Annotated in this window: 1 protein-coding gene and 2 pseudogenes; 1 reads left to right on the forward strand and 2 read right to left on the reverse strand. The window is 36.7% G+C overall.

The features are described from left to right. Positions 1–244: 244 nt before the first annotated feature. Together CDG77_RS34135 and CDG77_RS34140 are read right to left on the reverse strand one after the other, a co-directional pair. Positions 245–1,707 (reverse strand): annotated as a pseudogene (locus tag CDG77_RS34135) (ISLre2-like element ISCst1 family transposase). Positions 1,708–2,199: 492 nt separating this feature from the next. Further along, positions 2,200–2,616, reverse strand: coding sequence for a 3'-5' exonuclease (locus CDG77_RS34140; protein WP_223270144.1), 417 nt, complete (start codon positions 2,614–2,616; stop codon positions 2,200–2,202). A gap of 52 nt (positions 2,617–2,668) precedes the next feature. On the opposite strand from CDG77_RS34140, the pseudogene CDG77_RS34145 reads away from it, so the two are divergent. After that, positions 2,669–3,350, forward strand: a pseudogene (locus CDG77_RS34145) (transposase); the annotation flags it as partial.

Here is a 3,350-nt window from a genome sequence, read left to right on the forward strand (position 1 = left end):
GGGAGCAATGCGATTTTGTTAGACGACGCAAAAAAAGTGCGATCGCTAAAAATCCAATCTCAGTAAAAAGTGATTTTATTTACATAAAATCTATTGTTTTACACAAAAAACTATCTTGATGAGATATTTCAAAAAGACTACTATTATGTCATTTGAGGATTATTCACAAATAAATCAGTCTTTTATACTTGGTATCAATTACAGCAAATAGTAACTGAAGACGAGAAGTAAAGTATAAAATGTATCACACAGTTTGAGGTTTAATAAAGGAATTAAAGATAGAACCACAAAAATTATCCCAACTTCTAGCTATCCATTGACAACGCAGATGTAACATAATTTCTGCATTTTCTTTCAACCAAAATTTACTGTTACCCTTGATTCTTAAGTTGACAACTTGACGGATTAAACAATCAAAAAGCACCACTGCCAATAGGTAGTTTTTTATTTATTGCTTTATCGTAATTTAAACGCCCTTTTCGATAAGCATCTAAAATATAATTACGCTTAACTACCATAATCTTACAGCGCTCTCCAGTAGCTACAGCAATCAACTCATCCATCTGGCTGATTAAGGATTTAGCTTTACCTTTTTTTAAACTCTTTCTAACTTTTACAAACCATTCCTTAGACTGTGCCTCTTCATTAAAAGCCGCGTCCGCAAATACTTTTAAATTTTCCGTAACATGATAAAAATCGAATAGCTGATAAGTTTCAACTGGGCATCCTAATCTTGCCAAAAGTGGGGGAATATGTATCCAGATCCACTCCGCTCCATCCCCGATTAATAAGACTTGTTTTGCTTGACTAATTCCCAAGTCAACTAAATCCGCTTCTAAAATATCTAAAAGCGCTTTATATCCTTCATAAGTGCCATCATTCGTAATAGGAATCTCAGAACTATTTATTTTTTTACCTTGCTCGTCAACAACATAAATTGTAAATAATTTTGGCTCAACCCATTTGCCGATAAACCCGTGTCGCTTGGTTTTGGAACTTTTTCTCCCCTTTTTATTAATTCGGATTCTACTCCGACCACCATAAGAAGGCGATGACAACTCTTTGACCTTTAAGAATATTACCTTCAGCTAAATTCCCTAATTGGCAATTTAAGATTTTAGATTGACGTAAGTTGATCCCAATTTGACCAAATTTATATGTCAAACGTTCAATTCGTTTTAAACTAAGGTTAATTCCCCAACCCGTCAAAGTTGTACAGGCGGCTTCAAAGAGAAGAGTGATTGCACCATATTGAGCAACTGTAGACCATACCAATGGCGTTAATCCTTCTGACATTCCTAGCCACATTAAAAATGGGCAAAATCCTTCGCAAAAAGATTTATTTTTATCCTGTTTTTTGTTGATAGTTACTACATACGGTAATTTTAAAGTAACCAGTACATTCCCAATTGTTAATATTTGTCGAGTCCGAAAACCATGTCTTTGGGTTTTGGGATACCACCAGCCTTGAGTTTGAGTCTTTGCTGTATCGAGAACTGATTGAGATTGGGAAAGATTATATAAAAATATGGCAATACATTGACCCGCTAAAATAAGCGCTGAATCTCTAATTTTTTGTTCTCTTTCTTTTAATACTTGCCCATCCAAAACAATAACATTAGTCAATTCTAAAAGTTTAGTAATCTGAGCTTCAAAGTCTTTCAATGATTTCACTAAATCTAAAGTTGCATCTATTTTTTTTTCCATCAAGGTAGGCATTTCCTGTCTCAAAAGCATTGCTAAAAGGGAATTCTACCTTTTTTCGCATCCACAAAAAAATAGCACTCCAAACTGATGTTACGGATGCTGTTCATTATTAGAACATTTTACGTATTAACACTAGTTAATACTGTAATAAATATATTTTCATACTGAAAAATATGATTAGCGATCGCACTTTTTTTGAGTCGCCTAACAAAATCGCATTGCTCCCNAGGGAACACTTAGTTGATGATTTGGATATAAATCGTTTGGATCATAAGAGTATTCACCAATCCAAGTACCTGTAATATTCCAGCGTGTCATAGTCTCCACTAACCAAACGAAACATCTTTTGACTCCCATCTGGGTAAAATCTTACACATAAATAGCAATAGCGTGACATACAGCAGCCAGAAGCAATAGAGGGCGATGCCTGCGGCGGTAAACTACGCTTATCATAAACCCATATATAAAGTTTCCTCTAAGAATCATGCTGCTTTAACTGCGACCTTTGTCTAATACTGTCTCCAAACGGCTGGTAAATGCTGAAGGGCGATGCCTACGGCGGGCTACGCCTACGCAAGTCATAATCAACTGCTCAATTGCCCGTGTCATCGCCACATACAATAGTCGCGCTTCTTCTTCTGGTGTGCCGTGTCCGTACTGGTCAGGCATATAACCAATACCAGGAATAAGCACCACTGGGAACTCTAGCCCTTTGCTGGAGTACATGGTTATGAGTTTGATGCTTTGTTCGTTCGGGTTATAGTTGCGGCTGTCACTGCTGGCGTTTACCCACTCTATTGGGATTTGGGCTTGTTGGAAGTCGTTATAGATGCGATCGCCCATAAAGTTGGAGCGGTAAATAATTGCTATTTCGTTCCAAGGGATATCTCGCTCGTATAATTGTTGCACTCTATTGGCTAGGTAATCTACCTCGTGTTTAAAGCTAGGTAAACGGATGAGGTATTGTTATGCTCCACTTTATATTTTCTGTGGGAAACAAATACTAGCTGCAAAACTTCGGGCATCTAATGTTGACCCAGCAGGAGGTGGGTTAGAAGAATTACAACGAGTCATAAAAATAATCCGCTCAAAATGGAAAAATGTAAAAATTATTATTCGCGGAGATAGTGCATATTCGAGAGACGATATAATGAGTTGGTGTGAATCTCAAAGTGAAATTGATTATGTATTTGGACTTGCTCCAAATAATCGTTTACTTCAGTTATCTCAATCAATAAAGTATCGTTCATCTCAGGAATACTCAGGAAAAGTTCAACCCATAGTTGAGTTTTTTCAAAGCTTATTTCCTCCATCACCAGATTTAAAAAATGATGCAGCAGCATTTATTGATAACTCAGTTTGGGATTGTTCTCTTAACTATCAAACTCTAGATAGCTGGAGCCGTAATCGTCGTGTTGTCGCCAAAGTTGAGTATAGCTATGAAGAAGTAGATACACGCTTTGTAGTAACTTCGCTCCCCATTAATAAAATTCCGCCAGGACGACTTTATACTCAGAAATATTGTCCACGAGGCAATATGGAGAATTGTCTAAAAGAACAAAAACTAGGGTTACATAGTGATAGAACTAGTACCCATACGTTTGAAGGAAATCAATTACGCTTGTGGTTTGCATCTATTGCTT

Source organism: Nostoc sp. 'Peltigera membranacea cyanobiont' 213, assembly GCF_002245975.1.
Classification (GTDB): domain Bacteria; phylum Cyanobacteriota; class Cyanobacteriia; order Cyanobacteriales; family Nostocaceae; genus Nostoc.